The organism is Sphaerisporangium sp. NPDC049003, from assembly GCF_043197795.1.
GTDB lineage: Bacteria > Actinomycetota > Actinomycetes > Streptosporangiales > Streptosporangiaceae > Sphaerisporangium.
This window is the reverse complement of sequence record NZ_JBICTU010000031.1, coordinates 74,478-89,314: the sequence shown is the minus strand read 5'-3', so window position 1 is coordinate 89,314 and position 14,837 is coordinate 74,478. Positions and strand designations below refer to the sequence as shown.

At 70.8% G+C, this 14,837-nt stretch carries 8 protein-coding genes; 3 read left to right on the top strand and 5 right to left on the bottom strand.

From position 1 onward, the window contains the following. Positions 1 to 800: 800 nt before the first annotated feature. Entirely contained in the window at positions 801 to 3,623 is a 2,823-nt protein-coding gene (locus ACGFIV_RS29795; protein WP_358547358.1) for a carbohydrate-binding protein, read from the top strand. Positions 3,624 to 4,076: 453 nt separating this feature from the next. Here the strand turns inward: ACGFIV_RS29795 and ACGFIV_RS29790 are convergent, their stop codons facing one another. Beyond that, positions 4,077 to 6,212, bottom strand: a complete 2,136-nt coding sequence (locus tag ACGFIV_RS29790) for a transglycosylase domain-containing protein (RefSeq protein WP_392838281.1) — start codon at positions 6,210 to 6,212, stop codon at positions 4,077 to 4,079. A 319-nt stretch (positions 6,213 to 6,531) separates the two neighbouring features. On the opposite strand from ACGFIV_RS29790, the gene ACGFIV_RS29785 reads away from it, so the two are divergent. Beyond that, positions 6,532 to 7,890 (top strand): sensor histidine kinase, encoded by a 1,359-nt coding sequence (locus ACGFIV_RS29785; protein WP_392838280.1) that lies wholly within the window; start codon positions 6,532 to 6,534, stop codon positions 7,888 to 7,890. A 70-nt stretch (positions 7,891 to 7,960) separates the two neighbouring features. On the opposite strand, the gene ACGFIV_RS29780 is transcribed toward ACGFIV_RS29785, so the two are convergent. Next, positions 7,961 to 8,479 (bottom strand): XRE family transcriptional regulator, encoded by a 519-nt coding sequence (locus tag ACGFIV_RS29780; protein ID WP_358547349.1) that lies wholly within the window; start codon positions 8,477 to 8,479, stop codon positions 7,961 to 7,963. A gap of 92 nt (positions 8,480 to 8,571) precedes the next feature. Between ACGFIV_RS29780 and ACGFIV_RS29775 the strand changes: the two genes are divergently transcribed. Next, a complete protein-coding gene (locus ACGFIV_RS29775) occupies positions 8,572 to 9,759 on the top strand; it encodes a benzoate/H(+) symporter BenE family transporter (RefSeq protein ID WP_358547347.1) in 1,188 nt (395 codons plus the stop codon). A 31-nt stretch (positions 9,760 to 9,790) separates the two neighbouring features. Here the strand turns inward: ACGFIV_RS29775 and ACGFIV_RS29770 are convergent, their stop codons facing one another. From ACGFIV_RS29770 to ACGFIV_RS29760, 3 genes are all read right to left on the bottom strand, one after another. Continuing rightward, positions 9,791 to 11,485, bottom strand: coding sequence for a GAF domain-containing protein (locus ACGFIV_RS29770; protein ID WP_358547345.1), 1,695 nt, complete (start codon positions 11,483 to 11,485; stop codon positions 9,791 to 9,793). Positions 11,486 to 11,539: 54 nt separating this feature from the next. Next, positions 11,540 to 14,197, bottom strand: coding sequence for a GNAT family N-acetyltransferase (locus ACGFIV_RS29765; protein ID WP_358547342.1), 2,658 nt, complete (start codon positions 14,195 to 14,197; stop codon positions 11,540 to 11,542). Between the two features lie 143 nt (positions 14,198 to 14,340). Further along, entirely contained in the window at positions 14,341 to 14,835 is a 495-nt protein-coding gene (locus ACGFIV_RS29760; protein WP_392838279.1) for an HPP family protein, read from the bottom strand. Positions 14,836 to 14,837: the final 2 nt, after the last annotated feature.

Below are 14,837 nucleotides of genomic sequence, written 5' to 3'. Positions count from 1 at the left end.
AGATGCGCGACACCGACGAGGACGTCTTCCGCGCGGCGGAGGAGCTCGGCATCGACCTGTCCCGGCGTGAGCCGAGCAGCGTCGAAGAGGTCTGACGGTTCCCAGGCGCGACCTTCGAGTGTCGGCCCGCGACGGAGGGAAGGCGGTCGTCTTCCGGCGCGGTCCGGCACTCGTCTGCCCCGGGTCCGACACTCGCCTCTCCTGGGTCCGGCACTCGTCCGGCGCGGGTCCAACGCTCGCCCGGCGCGATCGGCTGGGGATCGCCGGCCTTCGGCCTGGCGCTGGCCTGTGCCCCGCAGGTGGAGTTTCGACTGACGACGCCGCACTTTTGTCGCAGAACGATAAAAGCGCCCTCGCACCAGCCGTAACATCTAGACAGTTTCTACGCAACATTCTAGGCTCACACCAGAACAAGCCGGGCATTTGGCGAAAGTTCAGGAGGTGCAGCGAGTTGCCACCGCAGCACCGCATCCTTCGTCTCCTGCGACGAAGGTCGCGCTCCGAGGCCCATCGACCCCCGTGTCCCAGCGCCACCGCCGCCCACGACGACCGGCGACGGCCCCCTTCGTGACGCCCCCAGCGCGTCCATCCGCGACCGCTTGACGGCTTGTCCCGACCCCGCAGCGCTCGAAGGCGAGGTGACTCACCCCCTCTGACAGAGACCTGTTGACTGTTCTATCTACAGCGGTACACATTTGTCCGAACGACGTCGCTGACGGATTCCCCCACTCTCCGCGTCGTTGGCGTGATCGGCGCACGCCTGTCTGGACTCGTACGACAGGAAGCGAGACCAACCGATCATGTTACGAAGACTGGCCTCATGCGTCGCCGTACTTACGGCCGCCCTGAGTCTGGCCCCTCCGGCACAGGCCGCACCGAACGCCGCGGCGCTCGCGGCACCCGGCTACACCCAGGTGACGCTGGCCAAGGGCGCGGCGGAGACCGGCGAGCCGATGGGCCTGACCGTCCTGCCCAACCGGGGTGTGCTGCACACCTCGCGCGACGGCACGATCCGCTACACCGACGTGCTCGGCAACACCAAGGTGGCGCTCACCATCCCGGTGTACACGCACGACGAGGAGGGCCTGCAGAGCATCAAGGCCGACCCGAACTTCGCGTCGAACCGGTGGGTGTACGTCTACTACGCGCCGCCGCTGTCCACCCCGGGCGGTGACGCGCCGGCCTCCGGGACGGCGGCCCAGTTCGCCCCGTTCAACGGCGTGAACCGGCTGGCCCGGTACACGGTCAACGCGGACAACACCCTCAACGCGGCCTCCGCGGTCACCATCCTGGACGTCCCCACCAGCCGCGGCATGTGCTGCCATGTCGGCGGCGACATCGACTTCGACGCGGCCGGCAACCTCTACCTCTCCACCGGTGACGACACGAACCCGTTCGACTCCAGCGGCTTCACGCCGATCGACGAGCGGACCGACCGCAACCCGGCCTACGACGCGCAGCGCACCGCAGGCAACAGCAACGACCTGCGGGGCAAGGTGCTACGGGTCAAGCCGGGCGCGACCGGCGGCTACACCATCCCGGCGGGCAACATGTTCGCGCCCGGCACCGCGAACACCCGGCCCGAGATCTACGCGATGGGTTTCCGCAACCCGTTCCGGATGAGCGTCGACCGGGCCACCGGCACGGTCTACCTCGGTGACTACGGGCCGGACGCGGGCACCGCCGACCCCAACCGGGGCCCGGCGGCGTCGGTGTCGTTCGAGCGCATCACCCAGCCCGGCTTCTACGGCTGGCCGTACTGCTCGCAGTTCAACGTGCCGTACGTCGACTTCCAGTTCCCGTCCGGGCCCTCGGGCCCCGCGTTCAACTGCGCCGGCGGGCCGGTGAACAACTCGCGCAACAACACCGGCATCACCCAGCTCCCGGCCTCGCGCGCCGCCTGGCTGCCGTACGGAGTCGGCCAGGACCGGCAGGAGCTGTGCTGCGGAAGCTGGTCGCCGATGGGCGGCCCGGTCTACCACTACGACGCCGCGCTCGCCTCGGACGTGAAGTTCCCGGCCTCGATGGACGGCAAGGTGTTCCTCGGAGAGTTCGGCCGGCGATGGATCAAGACGGCCACCGTGGCCTCCGGCGGCGGGGTGGGCGCGATCGAGGCCTTCCCTGCCTGGACCGGCACCCAGGTGATGGACATGGAGTTCGGGCCGGACGGCGCGCTGTACGTGCTCGACTACGGCACCGGCTGGTTCGGCGGCGACGCCAACTCGGCCGTGTACAGGATCGAGTACAACTCGGGCACCGGCCGAGCCCCCATCCCGGTGATCAACGCCAACCCGAGCTCCGGGAACGCGCCGCTCGCCGTGCAGTTCAGCTCGGCCGGGACCACCGACCCGGACGGCGACCCGATCACCTACGCGTGGGACTTCACATCGAACGGCAGCACCGACTCGACCGCGGCCAACCCGTCGTTCACCTACGCGTCCAACGGCACGTACACGGCGACCCTGACCGTGAGCGACAACACCGGCCGCAGTGCCACGGCGAGCATCACCATCAGCGTCGGCCAACCGAAGGTCACGCTCAACCTGCCGCTCAACGGGCGGGTGTTCAGCTTCGGCGACGCGATCCCGTTCCAGATCAGCGTCACCGATCCGAACGCCCCGACCATCGACTGCAGCCGGGTGAAGATCACCTACATCCTCGGCCACGACAGCCACGGCCACCCGCTCACCAGCGCGACCGGCTGCTCCGGCACCATCCAGACCACCGTGGACGGTGAGCACGACGCCAACGCGAACATCTTCGGCGTCTTCGACGCGGAGTACACCCCGGTCGGCTCGACCACGGCCGTCCACGCGCCGCAGGCCGTCCTGCAGCCGCGGATCCGGCAGGCCGAGCACTACAACGCCCAGCAGGGTGTGACGGTCGTGGCCAAGGCCTCCGCCAACGGCGGCAACGCGGTCGGGTACATCGAGAACGGGGACTGGATCTCGTTCACGCCGTACAACCTGACCGGGGTCACCTCGTTCACGGCCCGGGTCGCGTCGGGTGGGGCGGGCGGCACGCTCACCCTGCGGGCCGGTTCGGCGACCGGGACGGTGATCGGCACGGCCACGGTCGCGCCGACCGGCGGCTGGGAGACCTGGGTCAACGTCACCGGCACCGTGACACCGCCGGCAGGGACGACGAACCTGTTCCTGGTCTTCACCGGTGGCGCGGGCTCGCTGTTCGACATCGACTCCTTCACGTTCACCAGCGGCGGCACACCGCCGCCGACGTCGAACCTCGCGCTGAACAAGCCGGCGACGGCCTCCAGCGTCGAGTCGGCCGCCTACCCGGCCTCGGCCGCGGTGGACGCGTCGGCGACGACCCGGTGGTCCAGCGCGTTCTCCGACCCGCAGTGGATCCAGGTCGACCTGGGCGCCACCTACACCATCAACCGGGTGCGCCTTGTGTGGGAGGCCGCCTACGGTTCGGCGTACCAGATCCAGACCTCACCCAACGGCACCACCTGGACCACCGCCCGGTCGGTGACCGGCGGCAACGGCGGCGAGGACGACAACACCGGCCTGAACGCCTCCACCCGGTACGTGCGCATCTACGGCACCGCCCGGGGCACGGCGTACGGGTACTCCCTGTTCACCTTCGAGGTCTACGGAAGCTGAGCACCACGGCGGGCCGGGGCGCAGGGCGACCCCGGCCCGTCCCTCTCAGGCGGCGGCGAGCCTCATCGTCCAGCGAGGTCTGTCCCATAACACGGTGGTAGGGGAGAACTGGCGTATCCCCGGCGCGACCCGCTGAGCGTACGTTGGCGCACCCGCCGGCTCCGCCCCGCTCGCCGGGTTCGACAAGCTCTACGTCGACCCCGCGGACGCCGCCGGCGGCCTGGTTCCGGAGCCGTAGCGGCGCTCCCGGCGAAGCCGCCCTCGCCCTGAGGGTGGCTCCGCCGTAGAAGGCGCGGCCCGCTCCCTGGCCGGCCCGGAGAAGAAGTTATCCACAGTATCCACAGAGTCGTACACAGGTTCGAATCGGATCCGGGCCGTACCGCCGACGACGAGGAGGCGCCGCGGCCTGTGGCTCGCGCGCGGGATGGTGGTCAGCGGGCCGCGAGGGCCTCCTCACTGAACAGTGGGCGCCGCGGGACCGTCACCGCCCTCTCCGTCGCCGGGGGCCGGGCGGTCTGACGGGCAGTTCTGCCCGCAGCCGCCGAAGCGCGCCGAGTCGATCGGGGTGAAGGACGTGGCGTTCACTCCCCTGAGTGCGGCCATCATGGTGTCGTTCCAGATCGGCCCGGGGATGGTGGCCCCGAAGACGGCGCCGTAGTACCTGCCCCCGATGGTGACGCCGTTGAGCTTGTGCGCGATGGCGCCTCGGGGGTCGCCGATGCTCACCGCGCCGGCAAGGTCGGGGGTGAATCCCGCGAACCACGCGCTCGACTGGTCGTCGTTGGTGCCGGTCTTGCCGGCGGCGTCCCTGCCGATCCCGCCCGCCGCCCGCATCGTGCCCTTGGTGAACACCCCCGACAGGATGTGCGCCGCGGCGTCCGCGACTTCGGGATCCAGCGCCTGGCGGCACTTCGACCGGAAGTCGGTCACCTCGCCGTCCTGGGCGGTGACCTGGGTGATGGCCATGGGAGCGCAGTACTTCCCGCGCGCGGCGATGGCGGCGTAGGCGTTGGCGACGGTCACCGGGTCCATCTCGTTGATGCCGAGAGTGAAGGTCTCGTACTCCTGCAACTTCCGGCCGTCGGCCCGCTTGATGCCCAGTGACCTGGCGGTCCGGACGGTGTCGCACAGGCCGACGCGGCGCTCCAGTTCCATGAAGAAGGTGTTGACCGACTGCCAGGTGCCGGTCCGCAGCGACTTGAAGCCGGGAGATCCTTCGTCGTTGGTGACGGTGTGCGTCGGGTCGCCGACGTTCTCGCCCTTGCAGTTCGTGAAGGCGGAGTAGCCCGTGGCGCGGTAGCCGTCGCCGACGCTGAAGCCGTCGTCGATCTTCATGCCCTGCTCCAGGGCCGTGATCAGCGTGAAGGTCTTGAACGTCGAGCCCGCCTGGAACCCGCCGAGGCCGCCGTGGCCGGTGTCGGCCACGATGTTGTACGACATCTCGTGGCGGCGCGCGGAGGTGCCGTACCCGCGGCTGGCCGCCATTGCCTTGATCATCCCGGTGCCCGGCTGGACCAGGGCCTCGGAGGCGACGGGGTTGTCGGAGGCGTGGACGTGCTTCTTGATGGCCTTCTCGGCCGCCGCCTGCATGCGGGGGTCGAGCGTCGTCCTGATCGTCAGACCGCCGCGGTAGAGGAGCCGGGCGTTGTCCTCCTCGGTCCTGCCGAACGCGGGATCGCGCAGGAACTCCTCACGCACGTACACGCAGAAGTAGGGGTAGGGGCTCGCCGTGCAGTTGCCGGGCAGGGGCGTGCCCTTGTAGCCGAGCTTCTTGGACTTGGCCTCGGCGGCCTGCTGGGGAGTGATCTTGCCGAGCTCCCTCATCCGGTCGAGCACGACGTCGCGCCGTTCCAGCAGCCGTTGCCGGTTCTTCCTGCCGCCCTCCGGATCGGTGGCGGTGGGCAGCTGCACGGCCCCCGCCAGGGTGGCCGCCTGCCACAGCGTGATCCGGGAGGCGTGCACGCCGAAAAACCGTTTGGCCGCGGCCTCGATGCCGTTGGCCCCGGCGCCGAAGTAGGCGATGTTGAGGTACTTCTCAAGGATCTGGTCCTTGGTGTACTTCTGCTCGACCCCCATCGCGAAGCGCAGCTCGTTGAGTTTGCGCCCGTAGGTGGCCTCCAGGGCCTTTTCCTTCTCCTTCTTGGTGACGGCCGTGTTCAGCAGCACCTGCTTGACGTACTGCTGGGTGATGGTGGAGCCGCCCTGGCTCACCCCGCCCGACTGGAGGTTCCTCGCCAGCGCCCGCATGGTGCCTTCGAGGTCGATCGCGCCGTGCTCGTAGAAGCGGTCGTCCTCGATCGAGATGATGGCCGTCTTCATGACATCGGCCACCTGGCGGAGCGGGACGACCTCGCGGTACACGTCCCAGAACTGCGCGATCGGGTGCCCGTTGGCGTCGAGGACCGTCGTCTTCTCGGCGAGCGGGGGTTCAGGGAGTTCGGCGGGCTTGAGGTCGAGCCCGTCCGACGCGCCGATGATCGCCACCCCCGCGCCCCCCACGGCGGGCAGCGCGAGCCCCGCGGCCAGCATCCCCGCCGCCACCGCCACCCCGGCAAGACGCGCGATCTTCGATGCCTTCCCCTGTCGCATCAGAGCCTCCCGAGGCCGCGGGTGGCGCGTCGACGATGCTGGGTGGGCATGGTGAAGCCTTCCGGACGTGTGCTGGGTGCGACGGGCAGTCGCGCGTCGTCGTTTGATGGCATCCAAGACGGAAACGTTCGGATCTATACCGAATTGGCATAAGTCCACGTCATGGACGTCCTCGGCCCCTGGGCGGGGTGAGGCAGGAGGCCGCCGGTAACTCGACGCCCATGTCCGCTTTGTCTGGCGGATGAGGTTGAATAGGTGTCTTGACCTGCGCATTCACGTGCGATGAGATCGTTTGGGGGGCACCATGATTCGCGGGCTCATGCCGCGGCTTCGGCCGTCCTCGATCCGGGCACGGTACACGATCGCGACGGCGGTGCTGTCCCTGGTCGCCTTCACGCTGATCGGGCTCGGCCTCGACTACACGATCCGGCTCAGGACCCAGGCCATCACCTTCCTGGAGACGCAGCGCGTGGCCACGGACTGGATCGCGGCCATGCAGCCAGGCAACACGCGGCCGACCCCGACGAACGAGGTCAACCTTCTCCAGCTCGTCGACTCCCAAGGCCGGGTGGTGCAGGCCAGCGCACCGCTTGCGGGCAGCCCTCCTCTGAGCTCGGACCAGCCCTCCGTCGACGACCGGATCCAGGATCGCGTCGAATGCTCCACGCGGCACGGGTGCGTCCTGGTCACCGCGATCCGGGTCCCTCCCCAGGTCGCCCGCCAGCTCTGGGGCGGAGAACCTCACTTCGTCTACGCCGGTACGCGTGAGCCGCTGAGCCTCGCCGAGCACCATCTGGAGCTCTACGCCGGCGCCGGAGCCCTGCTGGCCACGGCCTTCGCGGCGTGGACGACCTGGATGGTCGTGGGCCGGACGCTGCGTCCGATCAAGGCCATCCGCGAGAAGACGTCCGAGATCACGGTGACCGACCTGAGCCAGCGGGTGCCCCAGCCTCCCGGTCGCGATGAGATCGCGCAGCTCGCCCGCGCCTCCAACCAGAACCTCGCCCAGCTCGAAACGGCGGTGGACCAGCTCCGCCACTTCGCCTCCCTGGTCACCCACGAGCTCAGGTCCCCGATCTCCGGCCTGCGGGCGCAACTGGAGGAGGCGCTGCTGTACCCCGGCGAGATGGATCCGCGCAGCACCATCCAGACCGCACTTTCGACCACCGAGCGGTGCCAGGCGATCATCAACGAAGTGCTCATGTACGCCCACATCCAGACGGCCGTCCCCGCCCCGCACGAGCCGGTCGACCTCGGCGCGCTGGTGAGGCAGGAGGTGGCGACCCGGATCCGGGGCGTGCCGGTGCGCGCCCGTGTCGACCACGACGTGAAGGTCATGGGCAACCCGCTGCACCTGACCGGGCTCTTGAGCAACCTGCTGGTCAACGCGCAGCGGCACGCCGCCACCCGAGTCGAGGTGACCGTCGGCGGCTCCGGCGGCCAGGCCGTGGTGACCGTGACCGACGACGGCGACGGCATCGCACCAGAAGATCGTGAACGCGTCTTCGAGCCCTTCACCCGCCTGAAGGACGCCCGGCGCCGCGACCCCAAGGGGAGCGGACTCGGCCTCGCCCTCTGCCGCGAGGTCGCCGGCGCCCACCACGGAACCCTTCTGATCGAGGACTCCCCCAAAGGCGCGCGGTTCGTCCTTCGCCTGCCCGCCGTCGATCAGCCCTGAAACTCCGACGCGGTGACGTCACGGCGGACCAGGGGCCGGGCCGGTGCGGAGTCCGCGGATTGGCCGGAGGTCAGCGGTGGGGGTAGCGCATGAGGAGGCTGGCGTGGACGTCCTGGCCGCCGATCGCGGCGTAGCTGTGCGGGACGTCCGACGACCAGGTGATGTGCTCGCCGGGCCCCGCGAGCAGGGGTGAGTCCACGGGGCCCGCCTCAAGGGTCCCGGAGAAGACGGTGATGTGCTCGGTCACCCCCTGGTGGTGGGCGGGGGAGATCTGCGTGGCCCCTGTCTGGATCACCAGCCGGTAGAGCTCGTAGGTCACGGCCTCGTCCTGGAAGACCTGGAGCAGCACGCCGTGGACCGCGGTGCCCTGAACCAGGGGATTCGGCCCGAGCGCGACCGCCAGCGGGACGCCGAGCTGGGCCGTGACCGCCCAGAGGGTCTCCAGCGTCGGGTTGCGGGTGCCGTTCTCCAGCCCGGACAGCGTGGCCTTGCCGACCCCGGCGCGCCGGGCGAGCTCAGAAAGCGATATGCCGCGTTCCTGGCGCAACCTGCGGATTCGCTGTCCAATGTCGGACGCATCAGCGTTCACGATGAAAAAGGCTTTCGGAGGCGCGTTCCATGAGGCTATGGTGCCAGGACGACGCCGTTCCGTATACGGAACACCTCCGAGGGGATCCTGGCATGACGCGCCTGTTGCAACCGGTGCTGGCGGGCGTGGTGACCGCGCTCGTCGGCTTCGCCAGCTCCTTCGCCGTGGTACTGGCCGGGCTCCGGGCCGTGGGAGCCGACCAGGCGCAGGCGGCGTCGGGGCTGCTCGCGCTGTGTGTGGCCAACGGCGTGGTGGCCATCGTGCTCAGCGTGCGGCAGCGCCTGCCGATCACCATCGCCTGGTCCACCCCGGGCGCGGCCCTGCTGGTGTCCACCGGTGCCGTGGAGGGCGGGTTCCCCGTCGCGGTGGGCGCGTTCATGGTCTCCGGGCTGCTCGTCGTCGCCGCGGGCCTGTTCCCCGCGCTGGGCCGCCGCATCGCGGCCATCCCCGCCCCGATCGCCAGTGCCATGCTGGCCGGGGTCCTGCTCGACCTGTGCGTGGCTCCGGCGCGGGCGCTCGGCGAGATCCCGTGGATGGCCGGTCCCGTCGTGCTCACCTGGGCGCTCCTCAGCCGCTTCGCCCGCAAGTGGGCGATCCCCGGGGCCCTGCTCGTCGCGATCGGGGCGATCACCGTGGCGGGGCCGGGGCTGGGCGCGGTGGACGTACGGCCGGTCGTCGATCTCACCGTCCCGGCGTGGAGCGCCTCGGCGATGGTCAGCATCGCGCTGCCTCTGTTCCTGGTCACCATGGCCTCGCAGAACATCCCGGGCATGGCGGTCCTGGCCGGTTACGGCTACCATCCGCCGCTGCGCGGGATCCTCGCCGGCACCGGCCTGGCCAGCGTCCTCGGCGCACCCTTCGGCGGCCACGCGGTGAACCTGGCGGCCATCACCGCCGCGCTGGCCGCCGGGCCGGACGCCGAGCCCGACCCGGGCCGCCGGTGGATCGCGTCGGTCGCGGCCGGCGGCTCGATGATCGTCCTGGGCGTCGGGGCGGGCCTGGCGACCGCGCTCGTCGTCCTGTCCCCGCCGGTGCTCATCGAGGCCGTCGCCGGCCTGGCCCTGATCGGTGCGCTCGCCTCGGCGGTGACCACGGCCGTGGCCGAGCCCGAGGGCCGGGAGGCGGCGGTGGTGACCTTCGTGGTGACCGCGTCGGGGCTGACGCTGCTCGGGGTGGGCGCCGCGTTCTGGGGGCTCGCGGCGGGAGGCCTCATGATGCTCCTGCACCGGAGGAGGACCGCACCGGTCAAGGAGAGGGAAGTTCAGACGGCCCTGCGATGAACCGGCCGCTGCCTGGGTGAGCCCGCCGGCGTCAGGCGAGCGGCACCCGCCACTCCAGGCGGGCGCCTCCGGATGCGGGCGTGTTCATCTCGAACGACCCTCCGAGCCGGTCCGCGCGCTCTTCGAGGTTGCGCAGGCCGCTGCGTCTCCCCTCCGCCGGCAGTCCGACCCCGTTGTCCTCCACGATCACCGTGAGCCATCCCTGGTGGGTACGGGTCGTCACGTCGGCGCGGGAGGCCTTCGCGTGGCGCACCACGTTGGACAGCGCCTCGCGCAGCACGGCCGGCACCTGCTCGGCGATCTCCGGCGGGACGCCGTTGTCCAGCTGGCCTTCCATGTTCAGCCCCGGCATGAATCCGAGGTGGCCGCGCGCGGCCTCCACGACGTCCACGATCTGGGCACGCAGGCTCGGCGCGCCCGGCCGGCTGGGGGTCGTGAGGGCGAAGATGGTGGAGCGGATCTGACGGATGGTGCCGTCGAGCTCGTCGATCGCGCTCTGCAGCCTGGCGGAGGCCTCCGGTCGCTCCACCAGGCGGACCGCGCTCATGAGCGTCATGGCCACCGCGAAGAGCCGCTGGATGACGACATCGTGAAGATCCTTGGCGATCCGGTCGCGATCTTCCAGCAACCCCAGCCGCTCGGCGTCCTTGCGCGTCTCGGCCAGTTCCAGCGCGACGGCCGCCTGCCCGGCGAAGGCGTGAAGGGTGCGCAGCTCGGAGTGGCTATAGGGACTGCGTCCCGGTCGCTTTCCCAGGGACAGCACACCCCGCACGGCACCCGGAGCGCCGAACGGAACGGCCGCCACCGGCCCGACCGGGACGGGCTGGGCGAAGGCGATGAGGACGTCGCTTTCGGCGGGGCTGTCCACCATGAGCGCCTCACCGGTCACGAAGGCCCTTCCGGCGAGGGCGCCGGAGACCTCCGCGATGCTGTACTGCTTCTCGTCCTCGCCGTCTTCGAGGACGAGCCGGAGGGTGTCCGCGTCGTCGCCGGGGAGCAGGAGTGCCACGACGTCGGCGTCGGCCATGTCACGGGCCCGCCGCGCCATCAACGCGAGCACCTCCTGCGGCTCGGCTCCCGACAGCAGGCGGGTGGTGACCTCCGAGGAGGCCTCCAGCCAGCTCTCGCGACGACGGGTCTCCTCGTACAGCCGGGCGTTCTCGATGGCCACGCCGGCGGCGGTGGCCAGGGCGACGACGATCGCCTCGTCCTCTTCGTCGAACTCACCGCCTCCGCGCTTCTCGGTGAGGTAGAGGTTGCCGAACACCTCGTTCCGCACCCGGACCGGCACGCCGAGGAAGCTGCCCATCGGCGGATGCCCCGGGGGGAAACCGTAGGACTCGGGATGCTGGGAGATATGGGCCAGCCGCAGAGTCTGGGGCTCCTTGATGAGCAGCCCGAGCAGCCCCAGGCCGTGCGGCCAGTGCTCGATGCGGGCGATCTCCTCCTCGCTCAGCCCCACCGGGACGAACTGCACCAGCGTGTTGCCGTCGCCGATCACTCCGAGCGCCCCGTAACTGGCGTCCACCAGGGTCGTGGCGGTCTCCACGATCCGGTGCAAGACGGTTTTCAGATCGAGGTCGCTCCCCACCGAGACGACCGCGTCCAGCAGGCCGTGCACGCGGTCACGGGTGGCGAGCACGGCTTCCAGCCGCGTCTGCAGCTCCGACAGCAACTCGTCCAGCCGCATGTGCGGGAAAAGCGAACGCGGCTTGTTCTCCGTCATACCAGGGAGTTTGACACCAAGTCCGGTCCGGCCCCTACACCGCATCGGCGGCCTTCAGCGCAGCCTGCGGCGGAACGGGGACTGACGGGACCGGGCGGGCTCCAACCGCACGCGCACATCGACGGCGACCGCGCCGGAGGGTGTGACGATCACGGGGTTGAGGTCGAGCTCCGCCACTTCGGGAAGGTCGTCCATGAGGCGGCCCACCCCGATGATCTGCGCCCGCAACGCCTCCGCGTTCGCCGCCGGACGGCCCCGGTAGCCCCTGAGCAGCGGTGCGCATCGGAGCTCGCCCAGCATCCGGGCGGCGTCCGCGTCGCTGATCGGCGGGACCCGGAAGGCGTGATCGGCCAGCAGTTCGGCGGTCACTCCCCCCATGCCGACCATGACCAACGGCCCGAACGTCTCGTGCGCCACCCCACCGACGATCATCTCGACACCGTCGGTGACCATGTGCTGCACCAGGGCGCCGGTCATGGCCGGACCGACGCGCTCCCGCATCTCCCGGTAGGCCCGCCGTACCTCCTCGGCGCCGCGCAGGTTCACCTGGACGCCGCCCACGTCGCTCTTGTGCACGAGGTCGGGCCCGGTGGCCTTGAGCACGACGGGCAGGCCGAGCCGGGCGGCGGCCTCACCGGCGGAATCGGCTCCGTCGACCGGCACCGACTCGGCCACCGGGATGCCGTAGCACCCGAGCAGCCGGGCCGCCGTGTCATGGTCGAGCCAGCGGCCGTCGGGATGGTCCACCAGGTCGGCCCGTACGATCTCACGTGCGGACGCGGCCTGCGCCGGGGGCACCTCGACGGCCGGATCCTCAGGCCGCGAGCGCCAGGTCGCGTACTCCACGACGCGGCTGAGGGCATGTACGGCCTGCTCGGGAAAGGCATAGCTCGGCACGTTCGCTCCGATCATCCCGTCATGTCCGAGCACGCACGCCAGCACGGTCTTGCCCGCTCCCTCGGCGGCGGCGGCGATCGCCTCCCGGGTCCTGGTCAGCCCCGAGCCGAACGGCGGGGTGTAGACGACCAGCACGGCGTCGGCGTCCGGATCGGCCAGCACCGTTCGCACCGCGTCCGCGAGCTCCCCGGCCTCGCCGTCGGCGGTCACGTCCACCGGGTTGCCGACCGCCGCGGCCGTACGCAGCCGGGCGCGCAGGGCCTCCCGCGTGGCCGGGGAGAGCTCGGGGACCACAAGGCCCCGCTGCTCGCACGCGTCGGCGGTCATGGCCTGCGGTCCCCCGGAGTTGCCCACGATCGCGACCCGCCCGCCGGCGGGGAGCGGCTGGGCGGCGAGCAGCCGGGCGGTGTCCAGCAGGTCCCGCACGCTGTCCTCCCTGATCACGCCCGAGGCGCGCAGGAGCGCGTCCACCGCGGCGTCCGGGGTCGCGGCCGCGGCGGTGTGCGACCGTACGGCACGCTCACCGGCGGCGCTGCGACCGCTCTTCACCACCAGGACCGGCTTGGTGGCACTGACCCGGCGGGCGATGCGGCCGAACCTTCGGGGGTTGCCGAAGGATTCCAGATAGAGCGCGATGACCTCGGTCACGGGGTCGTCCTGCCAGTACTCCAGCAGGTCGTTGCCGCTGACGTCGGCCTTGTTGCCGACCGAGGCGAACGAGGAGACGCCGAGGCCGATCTCGGCGGCACGGTCGATCAACGCGGCGGCGACGGCACCGGACTGCGACATGAGTCCCAGCTTCCCGGCCCTCGGCCGGCCGGGGAGGAAGCTGGCGTTGAGCGAGGCGGCGGTGTTCACGATGCCCAGGCAGTTCGGCCCGACCAGGCGCATCCCCGCCTCCCGGCAGATCCTGACCAGCTCGGACTCCTGGTCACGGTCGCCCGCCTCGGCGAACCCCGAACTCACCACGACCAGACCGCGCACTCCGTGGGCGGCGCAGTCGCGGGCCACCCCGGCCACCGTGGCGGCGGGGGTGGCGATCACGGCGAGGTCCACCGGACCCAGGACGGCCGCGAGGCCGGGGTGCGCGCGCAGGCCGCACACCTCGGTCGCCTTGGGGTTGACCGGGTAGAGCGCGCCCGGGAAGCCGCCGTCGATCAGGTTGCGCAGCACCCTGTGCCCCACACCGGCCGGGTCGCGGCCCGCTCCGATCACCGCCACCGATCGTGGGGCGAATACACCGGCCAGCGAGTTGCGTTCGGCCTCGTGCTCGCGGGCGTCCATCTTGGTCAACAGCCCCGCGCTGGTCGCCGTGGAGATCTGGAAGTTCACCCAGCCGTCGAGATGGCTCCGCCGCAGCTCCAGGCCCGTGTCCTTCAGCATCTGGATCACCGGCCCGTTCTCGGCCAGCACGTCCGCCACGAGTTCCTTGACGCCGTTCTCCGCCGCGTTCAGCGCGAGGTGTTCCAGCAGCACCGTGCCCAGACCGTGGCCGTGCGTCTCGTCGTCGATGAGGATTCCCAGGTCTGCCTGCTCGCCGGCGTCATCGCCGACGTACTCGGCCACCCCGACCGGCCGTCCGCGCACCAGCGCCACCAGCGCCTGACCCCGGTAGCCAGGCCCGGTCATGCGGTCCATGTAGGCGTGGGCCGTGGCGGTGCCGCCGGTCGCGAACCGCAGATAGGTGGAGCGTTCGGACGACCTGTCGACCAGGTCGTGAAGCGCGGCCCGATCGGAGTCACGCAGGGGGCGGATGTGAGCGATACCGCCGTCACGCAGCAGGACGTCGCACTCTTCGGGCAGAGATCGTGTCATGGCTCCAAGATTCCGCCGATGCCCCAGGGGCCCACAGAGTCGAAGTGCCCTCCGGCGAGGGACCCTCGTCCCTGGATGGATCTTCCACACGCCGGGCTCCGAGTACGGGCGGCCGTGGCCCTCGCGCGCGCCGGCGGATGTCCTCAGATGTCCTCAGGCGCCCTCGATGGCTTCGGTGGGAGCACAGGCTCCAGGCGGAACAGCCCTACGGCCATCTCGGTGGCTCCGCCCGGTGGCGTGCGGCGCCCGGCGACGGCTCGGAGCACATCGGTGGAGGTGACGAGACCTTCCAGGTTCCCCGATGGGCCGATCACGGGCACCACGTCGACCCCGGAGTCCACCATCGCGGCGGCGACGCAGGGCATCGGCGAGTCCGGTGCCACATGCGGGCACCTGCGCCCGCCCAGCAACGTCCGGACCTGCTCGTCCGACTGCTCGGCCGGCCCTCCGGACCAGTGCGAGGCGATGTCCTCCCGACTCAGAACGCCGAGCACGTGGAGCCGGGCGTCGACCACGGGCAGGTGGTGGACGCCTCCCCTGCGCATGAGCTCCCAGGCCATCAGGGGCGACTCGTCCGGCCTGACCGTGACCAGTACCCGGCTCATCACATCGGCCGCCGTCATCGTGTCAACGTTCATGA

Bases quoted from the DNA above. Each gene is read 5' to 3' on its own strand.
- ACGFIV_RS29760 (WP_392838279.1), bottom strand. From the start codon at position 14,835: ATGAACGTTGACACGATGACGGCGGCCGATGTGATGAGCCGGGTACTG.
- ACGFIV_RS29775 (WP_358547347.1), top strand. From the start codon at position 8,572: ATGACGCGCCTGTTGCAACCGGTGCTGGCGGGCGTGGTGACCGCGCTC.
- ACGFIV_RS29785 (WP_392838280.1), top strand. From the start codon at position 6,532: ATGCCGCGGCTTCGGCCGTCCTCGATCCGGGCACGGTACACGATCGCG.
- ACGFIV_RS29790 (WP_392838281.1), bottom strand. From the start codon at position 6,212: ATGCGACAGGGGAAGGCATCGAAGATCGCGCGTCTTGCCGGGGTGGCG.
- ACGFIV_RS29795 (WP_358547358.1), top strand. From the start codon at position 801: ATGTTACGAAGACTGGCCTCATGCGTCGCCGTACTTACGGCCGCCCTG.
- ACGFIV_RS29770 (WP_358547345.1), bottom strand. From the start codon at position 11,485: ATGACGGAGAACAAGCCGCGTTCGCTTTTCCCGCACATGCGGCTGGAC.
- ACGFIV_RS29765 (WP_358547342.1), bottom strand. From the start codon at position 14,197: ATGACACGATCTCTGCCCGAAGAGTGCGACGTCCTGCTGCGTGACGGC.